This is a genomic window from Lutispora saccharofermentans, assembly GCF_024363565.1.
Classification (GTDB): domain Bacteria; phylum Bacillota; class Clostridia; order Lutisporales; family Lutisporaceae; genus Lutispora; species Lutispora saccharofermentans.
The window spans coordinates 346,363-367,749 of the sequence record NZ_JAJEKE010000001.1; the positions used below are offsets into that span (position 1 = coordinate 346,363).

The 21,387-nt window shown below is 39.3% G+C and carries 21 protein-coding genes, 1 pseudogene and 1 riboswitch; of the genes and pseudogenes, 2 read left to right on the forward strand and 20 right to left on the reverse strand.

The window, feature by feature from the left end; translation table 11 throughout:
• Nucleotides 1-4: 4 nt before the first annotated feature.
• From LJD61_RS01715 to LJD61_RS01770, 12 genes and pseudogenes are all read right to left on the reverse strand, one after another.
• A complete protein-coding gene (locus LJD61_RS01715) occupies nt 5-1,171 on the reverse strand; it encodes a glycosyltransferase family 4 protein (RefSeq protein WP_255225760.1) in 1,167 nt (388 codons plus the stop codon).
• A gap of 26 nt (nt 1,172-1,197) precedes the next feature.
• Nucleotides 1,198-2,505 (reverse strand): nucleotide sugar dehydrogenase, encoded by a 1,308-nt coding sequence (locus tag LJD61_RS01720; RefSeq protein ID WP_255225761.1) that lies wholly within the window; start codon nt 2,503-2,505, stop codon nt 1,198-1,200.
• Between the two features lie 192 nt (nt 2,506-2,697).
• Nucleotides 2,698-4,536 (reverse strand): extracellular solute-binding protein, encoded by a 1,839-nt coding sequence (locus LJD61_RS01725; protein ID WP_255225762.1) that lies wholly within the window; start codon nt 4,534-4,536, stop codon nt 2,698-2,700.
• Between the two features lie 2 nt (nt 4,537-4,538).
• The gene (locus tag LJD61_RS01730; protein WP_333783039.1) at nt 4,539-5,429 is read right to left on the reverse strand and encodes an ABC transporter permease; all 891 of its coding nucleotides are present in this window, start codon (nt 5,427-5,429) and stop codon (nt 4,539-4,541) included.
• A gap of 12 nt (nt 5,430-5,441) precedes the next feature.
• Nucleotides 5,442-6,524, reverse strand: coding sequence for an ABC transporter ATP-binding protein (locus LJD61_RS01735; RefSeq protein ID WP_255225763.1), 1,083 nt, complete (start codon nt 6,522-6,524; stop codon nt 5,442-5,444).
• Between the two features lie 212 nt (nt 6,525-6,736).
• Nucleotides 6,737-6,862 carry a hypothetical protein gene (locus LJD61_RS20440; RefSeq protein ID WP_255226024.1) on the reverse strand — a complete coding sequence of 42 codons (126 nt, stop codon included), beginning with the start codon at nt 6,860-6,862 and terminating at the stop codon, nt 6,737-6,739.
• Nucleotides 6,863-6,887: 25 nt separating this feature from the next.
• Nucleotides 6,888-6,953 (reverse strand): annotated as a pseudogene (locus LJD61_RS20645) (hypothetical protein); the annotation flags it as partial.
• A 16-nt stretch (nt 6,954-6,969) separates the two neighbouring features.
• Complete coding sequence (feoB, locus tag LJD61_RS01750) at nt 6,970-8,739, reverse strand: ferrous iron transport protein B (protein ID WP_255225764.1); 1,770 nt, start codon at nt 8,737-8,739, stop codon at nt 6,970-6,972.
• Between the two features lies 1 nt (nt 8,740).
• Entirely contained in the window at nt 8,741-8,965 is a 225-nt protein-coding gene (locus LJD61_RS01755; RefSeq protein ID WP_255225765.1) for a FeoA family protein, read from the reverse strand.
• A gap of 179 nt (nt 8,966-9,144) precedes the next feature.
• On the reverse strand, nt 9,145-10,110 hold the full coding sequence (locus tag LJD61_RS01760) for an AEC family transporter (RefSeq protein WP_255225766.1): 966 nt from the start codon (nt 10,108-10,110) through the stop codon (nt 9,145-9,147).
• A 46-nt stretch (nt 10,111-10,156) separates the two neighbouring features.
• Nucleotides 10,157-10,570, reverse strand: coding sequence for a bacteriohemerythrin (locus LJD61_RS01765; protein ID WP_255225767.1), 414 nt, complete (start codon nt 10,568-10,570; stop codon nt 10,157-10,159).
• A 172-nt stretch (nt 10,571-10,742) separates the two neighbouring features.
• On the reverse strand, nt 10,743-11,684 hold the full coding sequence (locus LJD61_RS01770) for a phosphoglycerate dehydrogenase (RefSeq protein WP_255225768.1): 942 nt from the start codon (nt 11,682-11,684) through the stop codon (nt 10,743-10,745).
• A 264-nt stretch (nt 11,685-11,948) separates the two neighbouring features.
• On the opposite strand from LJD61_RS01770, the gene LJD61_RS01775 reads away from it, so the two are divergent.
• Complete coding sequence (locus tag LJD61_RS01775; protein ID WP_333783040.1) at nt 11,949-12,299, forward strand: hypothetical protein; 351 nt, start codon at nt 11,949-11,951, stop codon at nt 12,297-12,299.
• Nucleotides 12,300-12,497: 198 nt separating this feature from the next.
• Here the strand turns inward: LJD61_RS01775 and LJD61_RS01780 are convergent, their stop codons facing one another.
• Together LJD61_RS01780 and LJD61_RS01785 are read right to left on the reverse strand one after the other, a co-directional pair.
• Nucleotides 12,498-13,808 (reverse strand): C69 family dipeptidase, encoded by a 1,311-nt coding sequence (locus tag LJD61_RS01780; RefSeq protein ID WP_255225769.1) that lies wholly within the window; start codon nt 13,806-13,808, stop codon nt 12,498-12,500.
• A gap of 106 nt (nt 13,809-13,914) precedes the next feature.
• A complete protein-coding gene (locus tag LJD61_RS01785) occupies nt 13,915-14,790 on the reverse strand; it encodes a cation diffusion facilitator family transporter (RefSeq protein ID WP_255225770.1) in 876 nt (291 codons plus the stop codon).
• Nucleotides 14,791-14,906: 116 nt separating this feature from the next.
• Nucleotides 14,907-15,002: riboswitch (NiCo riboswitch) on the reverse strand.
• A 229-nt stretch (nt 15,003-15,231) separates the two neighbouring features.
• On the opposite strand from LJD61_RS01785, the gene LJD61_RS01790 reads away from it, so the two are divergent.
• The gene (locus LJD61_RS01790; protein ID WP_255226012.1) at nt 15,232-15,717 is read left to right on the forward strand and encodes a cupin domain-containing protein; all 486 of its coding nucleotides are present in this window, start codon (nt 15,232-15,234) and stop codon (nt 15,715-15,717) included.
• Nucleotides 15,718-15,830: 113 nt separating this feature from the next.
• Here LJD61_RS01790 and LJD61_RS01795 read toward each other — a convergent pair whose 3' ends face one another.
• The 6 genes from LJD61_RS01795 to LJD61_RS01820 form a co-directional block, all read right to left on the reverse strand.
• Nucleotides 15,831-17,438 (reverse strand): DUF4153 domain-containing protein, encoded by a 1,608-nt coding sequence (locus tag LJD61_RS01795; RefSeq protein WP_255225771.1) that lies wholly within the window; start codon nt 17,436-17,438, stop codon nt 15,831-15,833.
• 20 nt (nt 17,439-17,458) lie between these two features.
• On the reverse strand, nt 17,459-17,668 hold the full coding sequence (locus LJD61_RS01800; protein ID WP_255225772.1) for a helix-turn-helix domain-containing protein: 210 nt from the start codon (nt 17,666-17,668) through the stop codon (nt 17,459-17,461).
• 16 nt (nt 17,669-17,684) lie between these two features.
• A complete protein-coding gene (locus tag LJD61_RS01805; RefSeq protein WP_255225773.1) occupies nt 17,685-18,134 on the reverse strand; it encodes a DUF2975 domain-containing protein in 450 nt (149 codons plus the stop codon).
• A 303-nt stretch (nt 18,135-18,437) separates the two neighbouring features.
• A complete protein-coding gene (hydG, locus tag LJD61_RS01810) occupies nt 18,438-19,856 on the reverse strand; it encodes a [FeFe] hydrogenase H-cluster radical SAM maturase HydG (RefSeq protein ID WP_255225774.1) in 1,419 nt (472 codons plus the stop codon).
• Between the two features lie 58 nt (nt 19,857-19,914).
• Nucleotides 19,915-20,958 carry a [FeFe] hydrogenase H-cluster radical SAM maturase HydE gene (gene hydE / locus LJD61_RS01815; protein ID WP_255225775.1) on the reverse strand — a complete coding sequence of 348 codons (1,044 nt, stop codon included), beginning with the start codon at nt 20,956-20,958 and terminating at the stop codon, nt 19,915-19,917.
• Nucleotides 20,951-21,229: a TM1266 family iron-only hydrogenase system putative regulator gene (locus LJD61_RS01820; protein ID WP_255225776.1), complete on the reverse strand. Its 279-nt coding sequence runs from the start codon at nt 21,227-21,229 to the stop codon at nt 20,951-20,953. Before LJD61_RS01820 ends, hydE begins: the two co-directional genes overlap by 8 nt.
• Nucleotides 21,230-21,387: the final 158 nt, after the last annotated feature.

The following is a 21,387-nucleotide window of genomic DNA, read 5'->3' on the forward strand; positions in this document are numbered from 1 at the left end:
CCCCCTAAATTGTTTCTTTGTTTTTATAACCCTCATATAATCTATTAATGATATTTATCTGCTTATCCACTATTTGCTTTTCATCATAATGTTTTTCTGCTTTCTTTCTCCCCTCAACTTTCATGTTATTTAGTAGATCCTTGTTTTGAATCAATATTTCTAACTTATTCTGAATGTGATATACTGACTGGAGCTTTACTAAAAAGCCCGTCTCCCCGTCCGTTATTTCTTCTCTGCAGCCTCTTATATTCGTGGCTACAACTGCACATTCCATAGACATAGCTTCTATGATAGTCCTGGGCATACCTTCACGATAAGAGGGTAAACAGAATATGTCAGTGATATAAAGGAGGTTGTTTATATCCTCTCTGAACCCTGTAAATATGATGTTTTGATTATCCTTGTATTTACTAGCTATCAGGTTTTTAGTTTTTTCATCTCTGCAGCCTTGATCAATATCCCCTACTACAAGCAGCTTAATATTTTCATTATCAATGCTGCAGAAAGCCTCAAGCAGCTCCATAATCCCCTTTTCTTTCACTAAGCGCCCTATAAAGGTGATGATGATATTTTCTTTAGTAAGATTAAATTTCTCATATAAACTTCTGATGCTTTCATGATCTATATTTTCAGGATTGAATTTACCAAACACATCTATACCATTTCCGATGCACTCAATTTTTCTTCCATCTATAAAACCATTTTTTATTGCTGTTAATCTGTCCTCTTCACTCTGAGTAAAAATATAATCAGTAAAATACTTAGCCATATATTTTTCAATATTTAAAAATAATTTGTATTTTATCGGTGCCATATTGTCATGAAAATAAAAGCCGTGAGCTGTATAAATAATAATAGGTACTTTTGCAAATTTGGCTGCTATCCTTCCAAGGACTGATGCAATAGGTGTGTGCACATGCAATATATCTGGTCTCTCACTTTTAAATAATTTATATAGCCTAAAGACAGATCTTATGCTTGAGTACAGTTTTATATTTCTTTCAATCGGTATGTTGATAACGTTGAAGCCTTTTCTTATTAATTCTTCTGTATATGGACCTTTGGAACAAGTGCAGATTAAATCAAAGCCTTGATCAACCAGCCCCTGGTTTAAAGAGCTAAGGAAAATTTTCATGGTTTGATCTATAGCGCATAATTCAATAATCTTCATAGAAACCCTCATATAAATGATTTATATTATAACCCCCAATAAATAAAGCCCATATCTTCAGCATTTTTTTTATTAAATATCCTCTTTACATCTATAATCACTGGTTTATTAATAAAAATATTTCTTAAATGTTCCAGTTTTATATTTTCGTATGCTCCATGCTTTACAGCAAATATGACAGCATCCATTAGATTTATATCCTCCAATTTCTTTAGCTGGATATTATACTCATTTAGAACTTCATACTCATTTGCTATAGGGTCTGAAACTTCCACTTCTACATCATATTCATGCAATTCTCTAATGATATCTATTACTTTAGAATTTCTTACATCCGGGCAATTTTCTTTAAATGTAATTCCCATAATAGCTACCCTAGCACCTTTTATCTGCTTATCAGCTTTAATAAGATGCTTTACTGTGTTCTCTGCAATATATTTACCCATATAGTCATTAATGCGTCTCCCTGAAAGAATGATTTGTGAGTGATATCCAATAATCTCCGCCTTATATGTCAGATAATAGGGATCTACTCCAATACAGTGTCCTCCAACTAGTCCGGGTACAAAATCTATATAATTCCATTTTGTCCTGGCTGCTCTTAATACTGATTGATTATCTATATTAAGCTTGTCAAAAATAATGGACAATTCATTCATGAAGGCGATATTAATATCTCGTTGAGCATTTTCTATCACTTTAGCCGCTTCAGCAACTTTAATGCTTTCTGCCCTGTATACTCCTGCTTCTATGACCAGTTCATAGACCTCTGCAATATCTTCTAGAGCTTCATCATCTATTCCGGAAACAATCTTTACAATATTTTCTACCCTATGAAGCTTATCTCCAGGATTTATTCTTTCGGGAGAATAGCCAACCTTGAAATCTATACCACATTTAAGTGCCGAATCCTTTTCCAGCAAAGGTATGCATAACTCTTCCGTAACTCCGGGATATACCGTAGACTCATATACAACGATGGAACCCCTGGTTAAGTTTCGACCTACCAATTTGCTTGCATCTTCAATTAGCTTAAGGTTTGGCGTCTTGTCTTTATTAATCGGTGTAGGTACGGCAATGATATGAAATTTGGATTTTTGCAGCATTCTTTCATCTGATGTAAAGTATATATTAGATTCGGTTATTGCCTGATTGCCTACTTCTCGAGTAGCATCTATCCCTTGCTTATATAACTGTATTTTATTGCGGTCAATATCAAAGCCTATTACCTCTGTTTTTTTAGCAAAGGCTACTGCCAGAGGAATACCTACATATCCCAGGCCTATCACAGATAGAGGAAAATGTCTGTTCTTGATTTGTTCATATAACTGCACTGTATCACTCCTTATTCTCTAATCAAAAAACATAAGAATTTGAATGATTCGCCCTTACTTCTCTTTATAAATGATATATATTCTTATAAAAAAAGATTATGATGTGCTTAACAAACAAATACAGACCTGACAAAAATACAATGCTGCCCTCGTATATTACGAGGGCAGCATTGTATTTTTACAGCAGGTTGACTACTGCTTGACTTCAGACCATATCTTATCAAAAATTATCACTGCATCTCCGATATCTTTCAGATATTCTCCTTTTTTAAGCTCCTCTTCAGGAGGATATACCGAGATATCTTCCATTATATCCTTATCTATATACGGATAAGCTTCAATATTCGGATTGCCATAGGGGAAGTGCAGGGATATCTCCGCACTTATCTCAGGCTCCATTATAAAATTCATAAACAGCTCTGCCGCTTTTATATTCTTTGCATCCTTAGGAATCACAAAATTATCCTGCTGGAGGAATAATCCCTCTTTAGGGATCACATATCTTACATTGGGATTCTCTCTTCGGGCAAGGCTGCCTTCGGCACCCCAGGCAAAAATCACCTTAGATTCCCCGTTTATCAAGCTGGTTTTAGGGCTGTCACTGTCATAGGCTTTTATATTCTTTTGAAGCTTCTTCAACTCTTCCTTCGCCTTTGCCAATGCGGCAGGGTTCGTCTCATTCAATGGGTATCCAAGCTTTTTAAGGGTGATGCCTATTATTGCTCTTTGATCATCCAATACTGTGAGGGAGTTTTTCAGCTCCGGCCTCCAAAGATCAGCATAGCTGGTTATCATTCCCTCAGGTATCTTGGAACTGTCATAGGCAATTATTCCTGCCAGCCACATATATGGTATACTGTACTCATTATCCCTGTCAAATGGAAGACCTAAAAACTGCGGACCAATATTTTTAAAATTGGGCAGATTATCTTTATTTACCTTAAGGATCAGGCTTTGCTTCTTCAGAATTTCAACCATAAAGTCACTGGCAACTGCAAGATCATATTTCCCTCCGCCTGCCATAAGCTTGGCAAGCATTTCTTCGTTTGAGGAGAAGGTGCTGTAGTTAACCTTGATATTGTATGTTTGCTCAAATTTATCAATTACTGATTGGGGTAAATACTCAGACCAGTTGAATATATTTATGACCTGCTGAGGCTTCTCACTATCCTTAGCAAAGGCCCATATACCGTATCCAGTGCTGCTCACCGCCAATGCTATCACGGTCAATATTACTCCTATCCTTTTCATATTCAGGTTGACATTTCTGAGGGCTAGAGACAATCCCAATATTACCAATGTCAGTACCATTATAATGGTTGAAAGAGCATTTATTTCTGGAGTTACACCAAATTTCACCATTGAAAATACCTTCAAGGGAAGGGTTACACTCCCCGGCCCTGCAACAAAGAAGCTTATTATCACATCGTCCAAAGATAACGTAAAAGCAAGGAACCCTCCGGCTATAACACCCGGCATAATAATCGGCAATGTAACATTGAAAAACACTTTCAGTGGAGTAGCTCCTAAATCCGATGCCGCTTCTTCCACAGACTTATCATAGCCCTCCAGCCTGGTTTTTACCACTGCTACTACATAGGCTATGCTGAAGGTCACATGGGCAATTATCAGAGAAACCTTGCCCAAGGGCAGCTTTACGATCGAGAAGAACGCCAAAAGTGATATACCCATGACTATCTCCGGAATGATCAACGGAATATTCAATATGGCGTCCAGAACATTCTTTCCCTTAAATTTATACTTGTATAAACCAATCGCGGTCAAAGTGCCGATTACCACGGATATCACGGTACTGATTATTGCTACAACAAAGGAATTTTTAACTGCTTCCAATATTCCTTCGTTGTGCAGCAGGCTTTCATACCATTTGAAAGTAAAACCGGTCCACACCACGTTAAGCTTTGACTCATTGAAGGAAAATGCTATAAGCACCATAATGGGAATATAAAGAAACATAAAAACTAAAAAAATATAAAGCGGTTTTATAATATTTCCTTTTTTTATTTTCATAACTATAACACCGCCTTTTTATCTATTTTTCCACCCTGCCTGATATAGAGGTCAATCATAACAATCATCACTATTATCAAGATTACGGATATAGCCGAACCAAATGGCCAATCCCTGGCCGTCAGGAATTGATTTTTGATCAAGTTGCTCATGAGGACAACCTTGCTTCCTCCCATCAGATCTGTTATAAAAAACAGTCCTAATGTAGGGACAAATACCAGAAGAGAGCCTGACAATATCCCTCCCTTTGTAAGGGGAAGCGTTACCTGCAGGAACTTGTTCAGCGGTTTGGCCCCAAGGTCGTCTGCAGCCTCAAGCAGCCTCATGTCCAGCTTCTCGATGGAAGCATACAGAGGAAGCACCATAAAGGGAAACATCATATAAAGCATGCCTATCATAACAGCCGTATTGTTATACATGAGCTGGAGAGGCTCATTTATCAAGCTGAAATATCTGAGCATTGTATTAATAATTCCCTCGGTGCGCAGCAATACAATCATCGCATAGGTCCTGACCAATGAATTTGTCCAAAAAGGCAGCATAATCAATACTAAAAGCAAAGGCTTTATCTTCTTATTGGCCTTGGCAACTATAAATGCAAACGGATAGCCGAATACCAAGCAAAGCATGGTAGTAAACAGAGCGATTGCCATAGATTTAATAAATATGCTTATATACAGAGGATTGATCAGCTTCGCATAGTTTTTCAATGTAAAGCTGTATACTATATCTCCCACTTCTCCCCTTGTACAAAAGCTTACTGCAACTATCAAAATAAGGGGCATCACAAAGAATCCAAGCATCCAGAGAGCTGCAGGCAGTATTGTGGCTGTAATGCCCAGCGTGCCCTTCAGCGAGCGCAGCAAATTCTTTAAAACAAATTTCTTTTTCATAGCCCTTCCCTCCTATGCCTTGATAACAATGGAGTGTTCAGGCTTCCATGTAACAAATATATCTTCTTTTGCACCAAAGCTGCTTCTTTGCTCAATAGGCTCATTTACGACAATCTCTTTTCCATTCCTAGTCGTTGCAATAGTCTTTATTACAAAACCTGAATATACCTTTTCTTTTATCCTGCACTGGAGCCAAACGTCTCCTTCTTCCGGGGCGGATTTTATCTTGATCCTTTCCGGTCTGACAGAAACGGTAAATTTATCTCCAAAATCGTAATTCAGATTGGGAATTCTTATTATATCCTGTTCTTGCTCAAGGTTTAGGAGCACCTCTGTCTCCTTAATTTTTACTACTTCTCCTTCAAGAATATTGGTCTCTCCTAAAAAGTCAGCTACGAACTTAGTCTTTGGCCTTTCATAGAGCTCTTCAGGTGTGCCTGCTTGCTCAATTACCCCCTTATTCATAACCACTATGCTGTCCGACATAGTCAGCGCTTCCTCCTGATCATGGGTTACAAATATAAAGGTAATGCCAAGCTTCCTTTGAAGACGCTTCAGTTCAAGCTGCATCTGCTTGCGAAGTTTTAGATCAAGTGCTCCAAGAGGTTCATCAAGAAGCAAAACCTTTGGGTTATTTATCACAGCTCTTGCAATAGCAACACGCTGCATCTGCCCGCCGCTCAATTGAGACGGCATCCTATTTTCATAACCCTCCAGTTGAACCATTTTCAACATCTCAAATACCCTATCTTTGATTTCCATCTTCGGCAGCTTTTTCATCTTTAAGCCGAATGCAATGTTGTCAAAAATATTCATGTGCGGAAATAACGCATAATTTTGAAATACAGTATTCACACATCTCTCATGAGGTGAGCTTTGCGTTACATTATCATTATCAATAATTATTTCACCGCTGGTCGGAGTTTCAAAGCCAGCGATCGATCTTAGTGTTGTGGTCTTTCCGCAACCACTAGGTCCTAATAAGGTTAAGAATTGTCCCTTTTTTATCTCAAGGTTCAGGTTCTTTAATACTGCTTCCTCTCGATCAAAACTTTTACATACATTTATCAGCTGAACAAAAACCTCTCCTGTCACACCTTAACAGCTCCTTCTTTATATACTTTTTCAAAAAAGAAAAACCCCCACCGGTTTTTAAAAACCGGTCAAGAAGTTTTATAAATTACTGTCATACTTATACACGTAATCGCTATAATTATAACTTTTAAAATATAACATAATTTTTAAGGATTCACAATATATTTTTTGAAATTTTTCTTGGTATTTTTTGATTTTTATTTGCCTCTTTTTTAGCTGTTTACATATCCTAAAATGCCTATAAAGGCTAAATGCTCCTTATAGGCATTTTCTTCATGATTTCTTTTGATTTGTCTTCTTATCTTCGTAAAGCGGGCAATGAGAAGTACAGCTTCCACAGTCGCAATCTCCCGATGTTTTTTTCTTTGCGCTTCTATAAAATATGAAGATTGCTGCTATAACTATACTTACGGCAATTGCTATTTCCAATATTAGCTCCTCTCCTTTAAATCAAAATTAAGCTTCCCAGATTATAAACAATAAACGATATAACCCAAGCAAGAATCAATTGATAGCCTACGGATAATGCCATCATGCCTCTGCCAAACTCCTTGCGCATAACAGCTATTACAGATACACAGGGTGTATATAAAAGTATAAATACCAGATAGCTATAGGCAGCAATCGGTGTAAAGTGCTGAAGCAGCATATTATGCAAGTCTGCTCCGTATACCACACTCATAGTGCTGACAACCACTTCCTTAGCCATAAGCCCGGTCAGCAAGGCTACAGCATTTTGCCATGTGCCGAAACCCATAGGTCTGAATATCGGCGCTATAACACCTCCTATATAAGCTAAAAAGCTATTCCCCATATCCGTCATGCCCGAGAAGTTAAAGTTAGATAAAAACCATATGATTACAGACATTGAAAATATTATAGTGCCAGCCTTTTTTAGAAAGCCCTTGCCCTTTTCCCATGTATTCCTCATAAGGCTTTTAAATTCAGGAAGCTTATATTCAGGAAGCTCGATGATAAAAGGCTCTTCATCCTTTTTAAATATTGTGCTCTTAAAGATGATTCCAATTAAAATTGCTATAAATATCCCTAGTAAATAAAGTGAAAAGGTTATAGCCGTCTCATTGCCCGGGAAAAAAGCACTGGCAAATAGAGCGTAAACTGGCAATCTGGCATTGCAGGACATAAGAGGTACCAATAAAGCTGTGAGTTTCCTATCCTTCTCACTTTCTAATGTCCTGGCAGACATGATGCCGGGTACGGAGCAGCCAAAGCCTATTATAAAGGGTATAAAGGCCTTTCCTGACAAACCCATCTTACGCATTATTCTGTCCATTATAAATGCTGCTCTGGCCATGTATCCGCTATCTTCAAGGAAGGAGATTCCAAGGAACAAAGTCATCACTATAGGAAGGAATACGATGACAGAGCCGACTCCCGCGATTATTCCGTCTATTATCAAAGATCTGAACCAAGAGCTGCTGTTTTGCAGCAACAGCTCCGAAAAAACTACTATCCTGCTTATGATAACGCTATCCATAGCATCGGATAAAGGCTGGCCTACCCAGGTGAATGTAAATTTAAAAATAATGAAAAGTATAAAAACAAATAAAGGATATGCTAAGTATTTGTTCAAAACAATCGAATCGATTCTTTCACTTATACCAATGCTGCCGCTTGCTTCCTCAGTAATTGTTTCAGCCAAAACCTCTTCAATATATCTATAATTTTCTTTTTCATCTTCTTCATAATGATAATCATTCTCATTAATGGGGCCAAAAAAATTACCGCCTTTAAGCAGCTTTCTAACCTCTTCTATACCTCTCCTCTTGGAAGCAGATATAGGGATTACCGTAACTCCAAGCCTTTTGGAAAGTTTCTGGTAGTCAATTTTTATTCCCTTGGCTTCCGCCACATCTATCATATTGAGAACAAGAATTATGGGCTTTCCAAATTGCTTCAATTGCAGCGTTAAGTACAAATTTCTATTTAAGGACGAAGCATCAACAATATTTATAATTACATCGACTTTACCTTTTTCTAAAAACTCCTTGGAAATTTTTTCTTCATTTGAGTAGGTATCCATGGCATATATGCCTGGTAAATCTACTATCCTAACACTGTTTCCTATATAGCCCTCCTTTTTCTCGACAGTAACTCCAGCCCAGTTCCCCACATACTGATTGGAACCGGTAAGATAATTAAATAATGTCGTTTTACCCACATTGGGGTTGCCTAACAGAGCCGCAGTTATCATTTTATGCCTCCTTTAAGTGTATATTCTTAGCATCCTTCTTCCTTATAGCAAGGTTAAAGCCGCGCAGATTGATGATGATTGGATCTCCTAAAGGCGCAACTAATTTTACCTGCACAGGCGTTCCTTCGATGCAGCCTAATGCAAGAAGCCTTTTGGCCAGTTTATCATCTCCACTTATCGAATCAATATAACCTTGTTGTCCGGGCTTTAAATCAAATAAGCACATAATTTGTCCTCCATTGATAACAATTCTCATTTATATAGTATTATAAATGAGAATGTTTGTCAATAAGATTTTTAAATAATTAAACTATGAATTTGTAAAGAAATATGGTATGCAAGCATAAAAAATAGCCCAGTCGATCGAAAATTTCGACTGGGAAAAGACAGATAAAATTTTATCCTCTATACCACAGGAAATAAAACCCTGGCCATATAGATTACAAAAGCAAGACTGACAGCGCTCAACAATGTAGAAGCCACAACGGCCTGGGATGCAAAATCCGGATGGTTATCATATTCTACTGCGATAAGGGCACTGTTTACCGAAGAAGGCACAGCCGAAGATATGACAAGAGTGTGAGCTATAATACCATCAACTCTTAGCATATAAATGAATATCACTGCCAAAACCGGGCCAACTAACAATCTGATAAAGCATGATAAATACACATCTATATTTCTAAGCTCAATAGGGGTTCGCATAAGCTGTATTCCCAAAGTAATAAGCGAAACCGGCACCAATGCATCGCCGGCATAGTTCAATGAAGACCAGACAGGAAGCCTTGTAAGGTCATAAGGCAAAGCTTTGCAGACAAAGGCCAGCAGTATTGCATAAATTATAGGCATTTTCATGGCCTTGACAAAAGAATCTTTCCACTGAGTATCAGCCTTTCCTGCATTGATAAGACCGATGGTATGAGTAGAAATATTCTGAACTACCAATACCATAATCTGAACTGTAAGGGCTATGCTCAGATAGGGCATTTCCCCGTTTACAATAAAGGGCTCGCTGCTAAACACCAGGGTTATCAGCGGTATGCCTATGTTTGCAGAATTATAAAACATTATGGAATTGGCAAAAGCATTTTTCAACCCTTCACTATATCCGCGAAGCTTCGAAAGCAAAGCTGCTATCAGCATATTAGCTCCCAGGATCATTACGGCTATCGCCATCACCTTCATCATCTCAAGAGGAACGCTTGTTTTATAAAGATTTACAAAAATAAAGCAGGGTGAAAAAATATAGAAAATTAATTTGGATAAAGTGTTTATATTCAGATCAAATTTTCTGCTTATAAGGAAACCCAATGCAATAAGTGCAAAAATAGGTATTATGTTGTTAGTCAGTATAAATAAAAACACTTTCATATCTAGTCTTTCCCTTTCTGATAAAACATGTGCAGATCTTGAATATCTAATAAAGTCCGCTTTTATTAAAGAAGTCTTTGTATTTCATATCTGTTTTTAAAATATGACCGGATATCCAGTCAGAAACAAAAGTAATAAGCTCAATAATGGAGTCCTTTCGTTCCATATCAGCATCATCTTTCTCAAATTTCTGAAGCTTTTTTATTAGAAAAAGATGCTCGATTTTGTGAGAATCCGTTTCCCGATAGCCGTACTTCTCCATAAGCTTTTCTTCATGTTGAAAATGATACAGCGTATATTCTTTTAGCTTCTGCAAAATAGCCATTACCTCATCGAAATGATCATAGTCATCATCAGTATGTACGAGATCATATATCTTTCCCGCAATTCTAAACAATTCTTTGTGCTGCTCATCGATTTCATTCACATTTACGCTATATGCATCCTTCCATCCAAACATGGCAATCCTCCTCAAATTTTTATAGAATCATTACTAACATTCTACAGCATATGCTAAAATATGACAATGATATACCCAGCCGATATCAAAATATTTATGCTCAGCTCCTACGCTTTGATTCTTTACCCCAAAACGTTATACGCATCCACGAATAGCAGCAAGACCTGGTTTATTAGTAACCTTTTTCAATATCTACTATATTCATAAGCCTTTCTCCGGATATAAACCTTTTCATATTTTCATAAATGATATTATATCTTCTTTCGCTTCTCATCTCAGAAACCCAGGAATTGTGAGGAGTTATGATCACGTTATTCATATTCCAAAGCGGGCTGTCCTCGGGCAAAGGTTCCTCCTCAAACACATCCAGTGCCGCACCTCGAATTTCACCTTTCTCCAGCGCTTCTATAAGCACCGGCTCCTTTATGATGCTCCCTCTGGCAATATTTATTAAGCAGGCGCCCTTTTTTATAAAGCCAATACTCTTTTCATCGATTAAGTGGTGCGTTTCTTTGGTATATGGCACTGAAAGCACTACTATATCAGCCTGTGACAAAGCATATTCAAGCTCCTTTATAGGATAGCATATATCAAAATTCCCGGTTTTTTTACCCGATGTATTTATTCCGATTATTTTTACTTCAAAGCCCCGAAGTCTTTTTGCTGCTTCGCCGGCTATACTCCCTGTACCTACAAAGCAAACGGTTTTATTATAAAGTTCTAAAACTGTAGGATCAATTTTCCACTTTTTTTCACTTTGCTTACTGTAAAAGCTACTGCTGTTCTTCAGAAGCTCAAGAGTTTTTAAAACAATCCATTCTCCGATTGGAATTGAGTAGCCTGATTTGTTATTTGTGACAATTATCCTCTTCTCTATAGCCTTATGCTTGGGCAATTGGTCTATCCCTATGCTGGAAAGCTGAATCCACTTCAATTGCTTAAGATCTGAAATATCCAATTTGTCGAATGGATTATAGCACACTAATGCATCTATATCGGAAATTTCATCTCTATATACAATCTCTTTTTCATCAGCATATATCACTTCATACCCCAGCTCGGCAATCGCCTTCATTTTTTCCTCGCCATAATTATAAGTAAATAAAACCTTCATATCCGCACCTCGTAATCTTTTTAAATGTTTTTTTGTCTTTCATGGCTCAACGCCTTTATCTGCCTCACCTTATCGCTCTTTTATATAATCATTTACCAATTATACCATATGAAGCTTAATATAGCATCAGCAGCTTATAAAGTTGAAACGGGATTCACCGGCGATTATATACGGGGCACATATTCTTCTTTCAAATGAAAATACTAAAATAAATATGATTCAACCAGCACAATAGATCGAATTAAGGAGTGAACAATTAATATTATGAGCAATAACAATAAGGATCATGAAATCTCCGATATGCCTTTATGGTTTTTAAAGACCAGACATGCGATATATTATATTCTCAGTGTCATCGAAGTTTTGCTCGCTTTCCGCTTTATCTTCAAGCTTCTTGGAGCTAATCCCCGAAATGGTTTCGTATCATTCATATACTCCATAGCAGGTATATTCATGGCGCCTTTCTCCGGCATATTCTATTCTTCTACCACCAATGGGCTTGCCGCAAAATCTGTGTTTGAACCTGCTACTTTGATTGGGATGGCAGTTTACGCTGTGCTGGCCTGGGGCCTGGTAGGCCTGATCAGGCTGAAAGCCAGTGAAAAGGGATATTGATGCTGATGAAATTGATAAGCGCATGCCTTCTAAAGCTCCATAGCTGCAGTATGATATAAGCAGCCTATATAGGACAAAAATAGCTTGTATTATGAAATAACAAGCTATTTTCCCTAAAATTATACTTTCAAGCAAGTCCGTATGTACTGTTGAACGAGACTTTACTTCATGCTTTCTTATTCTTGCCTGCATTAATAATTAGCTGCCAAGCGTATTATTCTGCCTTTTCCAATACCAGCCGTAATATAGATTACTATTGAACCTTTTGCTTTTTTTGCTGATTACAGATAAATTATCTATCAGCTCTCTATAAAACTTCTCTTCTGCTTTTTGGGCATAGCTCATAGCTTCTATTTTATCTTCTTCCGTTCTAACCTGCGCTGCCAATTTAAAAAACTCCGATTCTATCTTATCCCTCTCATCTATTAAGGATGCAAGCTCTGTCACTTCACCGCTTAATATAGATCTATGAAGCTTTTCGATTTTTTTCCAATTCTCTACAGCTTTATGCTGCTCTTCTTCTGAGAAAAACATTTCTCTGCTTTTTGTAAACCAATATGGTTTATAAAGTGAAATGCATGGCAATGATGTTCCTGTCGTCCATAATGTAATGTCACCGTCTTTTAGCTGGACTACCATGCTTCCGGTAGTTTGGCTGGAAACAATTCCACCGCCATGCATGCATACGCTCTTCATACTCCCGGCTTTAAAGTTTTTCACTTTATCATTATCACAATGGCTTCTCAAAATGCTCATCATGCAATTCACATCTATCTTTCCGGCATTATTTCTTAAGCTGCTCTCGGTATAGCTTTGTCTATAATCTCCTTTTGCTGCAAATGAATACAACTGATCTTCATAGCAAGACTTGAAACTAAAGTCCTCTTTTGATTTGCACCATCTTTTTCTTATGGCATTTTCTATCAATCCGCTGCTGCATCCGTCAAAATCATTTCTTATGGAAAGAGAATTTGAGATGGTATATATATCGTTTATGTGTTTGACAGCCCAATTCTTTGCTGCTGTTTCCAATACATACGCATCTTTGCTGTCTGCTATGATAAAAGAATTATGATAACGAAGGTTCTCCGTATACCCTGCTTTGCCGCCCTGTCCGTAACGCTCCAATAGATGAACTATATAGTGTACGGCATCGATAGCCCTTTCACATGATTCCAGCGCTAACCTCAGCATATCCATACCTAATAAAGCCTCCGGCTCCAGCTTCTCTTTTGTAAATACTGCTTCATTGCCGATAACCAGGCCTTTATCGTTAATGCCCATTTCAGCGCCCCACATCCAATGAGGCTTTATCAATATCACCTCGTTAGTAAGCTCTCTTTGCTCAACTTCCACATATGTGCATTTCACTTTCTTACCCTTCTCATTCATCCTGCCGGGTATTCTAAGCATGATCTGAGGTTCATTAGGCTCCCTGTCACTGTTCTTAGCAAATATCACTGAATTATCTTTTGTAGCATTTGATAAAGCAACAAGTGTATCGCACATAATTTACCCTCCTTCTGTATTAAAAAATTCAAAGCGCCTGAAGTTTATAATTAATTCTACCATTTCAAAGCCCATATAAAAATATGAAGCTCAGTCAAACTTAAGCTTAATTTTCCCCATTAAAAGGTTCAAGATGAGCCAGGACATGCACATTCTCGCTGATCGCCTCACGCAATTTTTCTTCAATATTATGGATCAATTTATGGGATTCTTCAACGCTCATATTTGGATCGGTCATAATGTGCATATCGATATGCAAGTCATTATCACTTCCCCGGCTGCGTATATTATAGGTATCCTTAACCTGTTCAAAGCCAAGGGCAATATTTTTGATTTTTTCTGTATCAACAGCGGCTCTATCGACCAGCACCTCGCTATTGTCCTTAAATATCTCATAAGCTGCAAAAATTATAAAGCCGGCTACAATGAGAGATGCAATAGGGTCAATGATTGACGGCAGCCCCATTTTGATGCATATCAGCGTTGCTAATACACCTATTGAGACATATATATCACTTCTTGTATGCATGGAGTCGGATATCAGAATCTGACTGCCCAGCTTTTTACCACTCTTGTATTCATATGAACATACAAAAATATTGATGCAAAGTGTTATAAGAAGTACGATCAGACTTTCCATCGTAATGTTTGGTATTACCGGGTTCATAAACCTGCTCATTGCACTTAGAATTATTTTCATGCCAATAAAGAAAAGCATTCCCGCTATAAAGAGGCCTGCAAGCGTTTCAAACTTTCTGTGCCCGTATGGATGATCCTCATCAACCGGCTTGGATGCCAGTCGTATCCCTATCAGGCCTACAACATTAGAAGAACCATCGGTCAATGAGTGAAATCCATCTGCGGTCATACTGGAACTATTTATAATTGAGCCTATTATTATCTTCAATATCGCAACCCCCAGATTTGCAAAAAGAATAATCCAAAGCACCTGCTTCACTTTTTTATAAATATCTGCTGACATGATCATCTACCCCTTTAACTGATTTTCTTTATCAAAAATACCTAAGCCTTCAGAATAACGATAAGCAATAATAGCCGGTAGAAAAAAATACCCGTGGCACCATAATTTCTTTGAATTATAGTCCCACAGGTATTCACCCCTGCTGCCGGCTTTTCTGCCAGCCCAGCCCCACACGCCTCTAAAAAGCGTATCGCCTGCTCTATTTGCAAATATTTACTTATCTGTAATTACAGTCTATGTTAAAGAGGGTTAATTTGTCAATCATAAATGCTTTTATTATGCAATTTGTTTTTGTAGGGCCTCTTTTTACAGTCAGAATTTTCATTTCTGAAAATCAAACACATCATCGCAACATAAAACATATGATAATATTATAAGCCTGTGGGAGGATTGATAGTTGTGAATAAAAAGCACCAATGTCCTTACTTAGCTAATGCTCCAATGTATAATCCGGATTTCTGGACCCAGTTTTCTGATCAGCATACTCCTTTTTATGATAAAGAAGAGCACGGTACTTTTATTGAGTTAAAGGACTATGGAGCAAAACCTTTTGTGGTTAATATTTCGGATGCCACCGAACAAAACAATACATTCCGTACCGCCCTATGGACAGGAAATCATTTGCAGCTTACCTTGATGAGCATCAAAGTTGGTGAAGAAATAGGCTTAGAGAACCATCCCAATCTTGATCAATTTTTACGTATCGAAGAAGGTCAGGGAATTGTTAAAATGGGTGATAGAAAAGATAGGTTGGATTTTCAAAGAAGAGTCTATGATGACTTTGCCATCATCATACCCGCCGGGAAATGGCACAATGTTATCAATACAGGCAATAAGCCGCTTAAGCTGTACTCTATTTATGCGCCGCCTCAGCATCCAAAGGGCACAGTTCATGAAACTAAAGCAGATGCAGAAGCTGCTGAGTAGAGCTGCAGCAAAATATCAATAAGGTTTTATAAAAATTTCTGTAAGAACAGCCTTCTATGAAAGAAAAGAATTATCATAGAAGGCTGTTTCTCATTTCACCTGATGTATTGTATCTAATTATCATTAAGCTCCGCAAACTCTCCAGCCTTTTGCCGTACAAGCAGGTCCTGCAAGCTGTCCCGTGATTTTCCCAACAGCTTTTCGCTCTCCCGTCGTTGATGATATATATAGGCTCTAAGCTCGGCCTTTAGCTTATCATCTCCTGTCTGTGCATAAATTTTTAATGCAGGATCAATCCCTGCCGGACCTGATAAATATAATATTTCTACATCAAAGCTTTCGAGTGTTCCCGAAAGAAAACGATCGGCATTGTATCGGGCAACAAAACCGTCCGGGTTAAGAAAGCATAGCGAGCAAATCATCAGGGTACCTATAAAAAGTGAAAGCCGTACAATTGAAAACTGCCATTTTTGCAATGCAATTACACCGGCAAACACAAAAGAAAGAAAGACCATAAACAAGCATGGCAGCAGCCGGCGTATGGAAAGCCCGTATGCCCCGATATACAACGCCATTTTGCTGAATGCGGTGGCGATGAGTATCATGGTCAACAAAGAGAGCAAACAATTAAATATTTTTAATGCATAGCCTCTTTGTTGAGGTTTTTTGCAAAAAATATTGGCCAATGCCAGTATGGATAGATTGATAGCTGCAATTTGACACAGCTCAAAAAATCCGCTGCGTGCATACTCCGAATAAATCTGCCATCCTTCCGGTCTCTGCCCTGCGAAAGCGGAGAAAAAGTAAGGCAGCTGGCTGCCTATGAATACTAGATACAGAGCGCATATTAAACCAAGGGCAGTATAAACAGTGGCCAATGAGAGTACCTTTGCGGATTCAATAGCATATTGAATCCTCTCCCTTTTAAATGTATTGCAGCCCCTGTTGTGTGCGCAGCCCGCCACAAGCCCGAATAGATAAGCTGCTATCGGTATTGCAAGAAAACCGTTAAATATAAAATCCATAAATTGATTTTTCATCCATCGGTAATATTCATAGATTGTATTTGCTATTTTGGAGAAACCGCCGCTGTCTGCCCTCATAAGCAATGGCAGAACCATACCTGCAACTAATAATGCAAGCAGCAGACCGAGCACAATGGACAAAATCTGCCTTCCCAGCTTGCCTTTTATATATTTGGGCGAAGAAAGGCTTTTGTACTGACAAGCAAAATTTTTAAACGGAATAACAAACAGGCCATTGATACCATCCAATAAAAGCCAATTGCCGGTATTGCATAATATCAGACGTCCTGAAGCATGGAGGACATAGTAAATGGCTGCGCAAAACAAAAATAAGCTGCGCCAGGGCTCTAAGCCATTATTTTCATAAAGGGAATAGCTCATCCCGATCAATGCAACCGCTGCAAGCCAAAAGAATCCGGAACGAGGAATGCTTACCCCCTTTCTCATAAGATACATGGTAACAGCAAGGCAATAGCCAATGGTAAAGGCTGCAACTCCCCAACCCTGCCATGAAAACAATACCCATCGGGCGAAGAAGAACCCCAGGACAAAGGCGAAGAATGCAAAAATAACATCCCTCCTGTCCGCTATAAAAGGCTCCTCAGGCTTATAACCCCGGAGCGCTCCCTCTCCATTCAACCGCTGTGCCGTATCAGCAAGTAATGCTCCGCTATCGCTTGAAAAATTTCCTTTCATATATTCCACCTCATTATTTTTTAGTCTTGCTCTTTAAACTCCAGAATGTCACCGGGTTGGCAATTGAGCGCTTTACAGATCGCCTCCAATGTGGAGAAGCGAATTGCTTTAGCTTTACCGGTTTTAAGAATGGAGAGATTCGCCTGGCTTATACCTATTTTTTCAGCCAGTTCGCCAGATGACATCTTTCGCTTTGCCATCATCACATCCAAATTCACTATAATAGGCATGCCCTTCCTGCCCCCTTTATATCGTGAGTTCCGATTCGTTTTTTAGTTCTACCGCCTGCGCAATGACATTCTTGATGACCCGCACGATGAGACCCATAAATGCAGCAGCCACAGCCACAAAAGTCCATGGGAAATAATACGGTATCGAAGCAAAGCAGATAATAGCTCCCGCAAAACAGCTCCACGAAATCCGTCTCAGATATTCCACATTGGCTGCAATGAATACCTGTTCAAGCTCAATGTGGTGGAGCAGACGGTAAAGGCAAAAAAGCAGTATCGCTGCCGGAATACTTCCAGAATAAATGGTTAATAGGAAGAAAATTTCCTTTCCCATCAGATCAGCCCGTGAAAAATCCAGAAACCTCCGTACAAGCCATGGTGCAGATAGAGCAGTGCCGATCAACATAAACGTGAAAACCAGAACGCATAATTTACTTAGACTGATTGATTTCTTGCCGTTCCACATAAAATCATCCTCCAAAACATTGTGAGAAATTCCTTTTCATTGGTTGTAGTATAGCATAGGAATTATTGATATGCAATAATATTTTATCGTTATTCGATATATTTTTAATGTTTTTTTATAATCGAAATGATCAATGATCAATTGAGGAATGATGAATTACAGAGCTAGCAGCCGCTTTGTAAAATGAAAAGCCATCTTTGTAAACCAAATGCAATTTGATTTTCAATTGAGGGGCATAGAGCTAAAAAGAGGATAAATTTGAGCCTCTCAAAATTGCTTTTGAGAGGCTCATAATCCGCCTACTTATAATCTGAAATCGCGGCTGCCATTGCTTATTTTTATGAGATTTTGCCTTACAATTTCCTTGACCTTTTCTTTTGGAATATCTTCAATTCCCTTTCTAATCAGAGCTTCGCCCAATTCCTTGGTTTCGGGCGAAGCATAATCCTCCAGATATTCCTTCAATGTCATAAGCGCGTTGGGATGGCAGCAGTTCTGTATCTGCCTGCTCTTGCAAAGGCTCATGAACCTGTCACCTGTCCTGCCTTCCCTGTAGCAGGCGGTGCAAAAGCTTGGAATGTATCCCATCTCCATCAGCCATCTGACGATTTCATCGAGGGTTCTTCGATCGCTTACATCAAATTGAGAAGAATTTTCGTCTTCAGGCTCGGGCTCGTCATATCCGCCAACGCTTGTTTTTGAACCGCCGCTGATTTGAGAAATACCCAGGTGAAGGACGCGTTCCCTGCACTCTTTGCTTTCCCTTGTCGATACGATCATCCCTGTGTATGGTACTGAGATACGGATACATGCTACGATTTTGGCAAATATATCGTCGCTTATTCCATTGCTGAAGGTCGACGGGTCTATGTCATCTGCAGGGCGTATCCTCGGTACACTGATTGTATGGGGGCCCACGCCAAATACCGCTTCAAGGTGCTCGGCATGCATCAGTAAGGCCGCGAATTCATACCTGTACAGCTCAAGCCCGAACAACACACCCAATCCCACATCATCAATACCGCCTAGCATGGCTCTGTCCATTGCTTCAGTGTGCCAGGCATAATTGTGCTTTGGTCCTGTAGGATGCAGCTGTTCATAGCTTTCCTTATGATAGGTTTCCTGGAATAGGATATACGTACCGATTCCTGCATTTTTTAATTTGGTATAGTTCTCCACAGTCGTCGCAGCAATATTGACGTTTACCCTGCGGATAGCTCCGTTTTTATGCTTTACGTTGTAAATCGTATTGATGGATTCAAGGATATACTCGATCGGATTGTTTACCGGATCTTCGCCGGTTTCCAATGCAAGCCGCTTATGTCCCATATCCTGCAGCGCTATAACCTCGCGCCTGATTTCGTCCTGTGTCATTTTCTTTCTTGTGATGTGTTCGTTTTTCTTATGATAGGGACAATATACACAGCCGTTTACACAGTAATTGGACAGGTATAGCGGCGCGAACATTACAATTCGATTTCCATAAAAATCCTTTTTGATCTGTTCGGCGAGTCTATAGATTTCATTGTTTTTTTCTTCGATTTCACAATCCAGCAAAACTGCAGCTTCCCTATGTGAAAGACCTTTGCGGAGTTTTGCCTTTTCAATGATGCTATCGATAAGTGCGGAATTGTTTTTGTTGTTTTCCGCATACTCCAGCGTATCAAGAACCTCCTGATGCGATATGAATTCTTCTGATTTGGATGATTTTGGATCGTACATGATATTACTCCCTTCTTATATGGGTCAGAAAATCTTCCCCTTCAGTAATGGAATCCTCTTAAAGAACTGATTTATGGTCTCCACGAGTTACCGATATCTGATAGCCGATGCTTTCCATGCGTTTTTGCAGGCAGTACCGGCATTCAGCTGCTTCATCCCCCATACAGATCTTGTTGTCGTAGAGCATATATTTTTTTCTTACATTAGTAGGTGACAGGTTAGGCATAACTACGTTTGCTCCCGCCAGGATGCCAAGCTCCCTCCCTTTAGGATGGATTGTTCCCAGAGCAGTTGTAGCAGGCAGCAGAACGGTTGGAAGAATTAAGCGGATCATGCCGAGTAAAAACAAGGTCAGCTCCAGCGTTCCCGCTTTCATGTCCGCAAAGGGCGTTTCATGGTGTGGTATGAACGGACCGATGCCTACCATGTGGGGGCTAAGCTCCTTTATAAATTGCAAATCCTCAACCAGGCAATCGGTGGTCTGGAACGGGGAACCGACCATGAATCCGCATCCAACCTGATAGCCTATTTGTTTCAGGTTATAAAGACACTGCTTCCTGGTTTCAAGCGACATCGTCACGGGATGAAGCTTGCCATAATGTCCGGCGTCTGCAGTCTCATGCCTGAGCAGGTAGCGGTCTGCCCCGGCGTCATAGAACGCTTTATAGGTTTCATAGCTTTTTTCCCCCATAGAAAGCGTAACCGCACAATCGGGATAATTTTTCTTTATGGTACGGATGATATCGATCATTTTCTCATCAGTATAATATCCATCCTCACCGCCCTGCAGTACAAAGGTGCGAAAACCCAGGTCATATCCGGCGGCACAGCAATCAAGTATCTGCTCCTTTGACAAGCGGTACCGCTCTGCGTTTAAGTTGCTTCTGCGTATACCGCAGTAGAGGCAGTCGTTTCTGCAGTAGTTTGTGAATTCTATCAGCCCTCGTATATACACGTCCTTCCCGTAATTATCGATCCGAACCTTCCTGGCTTTTTCGAAGAGATATTCCGAAAGCTCAGGGCTCCGGCTGTCTATAAGCATCTTGTATTCTTCCGGTGAAAGCGTGCATGTTTCATAAAGCTTGTCAATAAGCTTATTCATCGCCTGCCTCACCTTCAGCCCTTCCGGTTATCTTCGAAAATGCCGCTTTCGTGCTGACCCCTGGCAATCTGCCAAGCTTCCCTGAAAGAGCGCTGATTATATCCTGCGGAGCATCCACTGCAATGCTTATTATGCTTACGCCTTTTTCGCGATACGGCAGTCCCATTCTGCCAATAATATACTTCCCATAATCATGCAAAATGCAATTCAGTTTTTCTGCCGAATCGGTATCCTCAATAATGATCCCGATAATCGCAACCCTCGTTTCCATAAAAGACCTCCAATCAAAAAAAATACGCCCGGGAAGGCGCAATATCATCGTTAATAACTTAACAATCATGGATATAGCTGTGCCTTCCGCCTTATACTGTGTATTTGGCGTCAGTAACAATTATGCTTTACTGCTTTGCCATAAGAAACCTCTTGTGG

Excerpts from the sequence above, each read along its gene's own strand:
- LJD61_RS01715 (WP_255225760.1), bottom strand. The coding sequence starts at position 1,171 with ATGAAGATTATTGAATTATGCGCTATAGATCAAACCATGAAAATTTTC.
- LJD61_RS01725 (WP_255225762.1), bottom strand. The coding sequence starts at position 4,536 with ATGAAAATAAAAAAAGGAAATATTATAAAACCGCTTTATATTTTTTTA.
- LJD61_RS01730 (WP_333783039.1), bottom strand. The coding sequence starts at position 5,429 with ATGAAAAAGAAATTTGTTTTAAAGAATTTGCTGCGCTCGCTGAAGGGC.
- feoB (WP_255225764.1), bottom strand. The coding sequence starts at position 8,739 with ATGATAACTGCGGCTCTGTTAGGCAACCCCAATGTGGGTAAAACGACA.
- LJD61_RS01755 (WP_255225765.1), bottom strand. The coding sequence starts at position 8,965 with ATGTGCTTATTTGATTTAAAGCCCGGACAACAAGGTTATATTGATTCG.
- LJD61_RS01760 (WP_255225766.1), bottom strand. The coding sequence starts at position 10,110 with ATGAAAGTGTTTTTATTTATACTGACTAACAACATAATACCTATTTTT.
- LJD61_RS01765 (WP_255225767.1), bottom strand. The coding sequence starts at position 10,570 with ATGTTTGGATGGAAGGATGCATATAGCGTAAATGTGAATGAAATCGAT.
- LJD61_RS01770 (WP_255225768.1), bottom strand. The coding sequence starts at position 11,684 with ATGAAGGTTTTATTTACTTATAATTATGGCGAGGAAAAAATGAAGGCG.
- LJD61_RS01775 (WP_333783040.1), top strand. The coding sequence starts at position 11,949 with ATGAGCAATAACAATAAGGATCATGAAATCTCCGATATGCCTTTATGG.
- LJD61_RS01780 (WP_255225769.1), bottom strand. The coding sequence starts at position 13,808 with ATGTGCGATACACTTGTTGCTTTATCAAATGCTACAAAAGATAATTCA.
- LJD61_RS01785 (WP_255225770.1), bottom strand. The coding sequence starts at position 14,790 with ATGTCAGCAGATATTTATAAAAAAGTGAAGCAGGTGCTTTGGATTATT.
- LJD61_RS01790 (WP_255226012.1), top strand. The coding sequence starts at position 15,232 with ATGTATAATCCGGATTTCTGGACCCAGTTTTCTGATCAGCATACTCCT.
- LJD61_RS01795 (WP_255225771.1), bottom strand. The coding sequence starts at position 17,438 with ATGAAAGGAAATTTTTCAAGCGATAGCGGAGCATTACTTGCTGATACG.
- LJD61_RS01800 (WP_255225772.1), bottom strand. The coding sequence starts at position 17,668 with ATGCCTATTATAGTGAATTTGGATGTGATGATGGCAAAGCGAAAGATG.
- LJD61_RS01805 (WP_255225773.1), bottom strand. The coding sequence starts at position 18,134 with ATGTGGAACGGCAAGAAATCAATCAGTCTAAGTAAATTATGCGTTCTG.
- hydG (WP_255225774.1), bottom strand. The coding sequence starts at position 19,856 with ATGTACGATCCAAAATCATCCAAATCAGAAGAATTCATATCGCATCAG.
- hydE (WP_255225775.1), bottom strand. The coding sequence starts at position 20,958 with ATGAATAAGCTTATTGACAAGCTTTATGAAACATGCACGCTTTCACCG.
- LJD61_RS01820 (WP_255225776.1), bottom strand. The coding sequence starts at position 21,229 with ATGGAAACGAGGGTTGCGATTATCGGGATCATTATTGAGGATACCGAT.